Source organism: Chryseobacterium sp. SIMBA_038, assembly GCF_046535115.1.
GTDB lineage: Bacteria > Bacteroidota > Bacteroidia > Flavobacteriales > Weeksellaceae > Chryseobacterium.
The window spans coordinates 1-248 of sequence record NZ_JAWRXH010000346.1; the positions used below are offsets into that span (position 1 = coordinate 1).

1 protein-coding gene is annotated in these 248 nt (G+C 41.5%); it reads right to left on the reverse strand.

Going from position 1 to position 248, the window contains the following annotated elements; genetic code table 11:
* Window positions 1-233, reverse strand: a 233-nt coding sequence (locus SB689_RS23835) for an MFS transporter (RefSeq protein ID WP_410694507.1), incomplete at its 3' end; no start/stop codon positions are given.
* Window positions 234-248 lie beyond the last annotated feature (15 nt).

A 248-nucleotide genomic window follows, 5' to 3' on the forward strand; every position in this document is an offset into this window, starting at 1 on the left:
CCCGCAAAAAAGCCGAATGTGAAAATCGCAACTCCTAAAATCATGATCCCTATATCAGCAGATAAAGTAATGCAGACACCAATCATGACAATCACCAATGAGAATGGCAGGATTTTTCTTTTGCCGTATTTGTCTGCTAACATGCCCATCCACGTTGAACTGAACGTTCCGACAAGGTATACGAGAAAAATAAATCCGACTGCCGTTTGGCTTAGTGAATAAGGCGGCTTCATCAATTGAAAACCGAT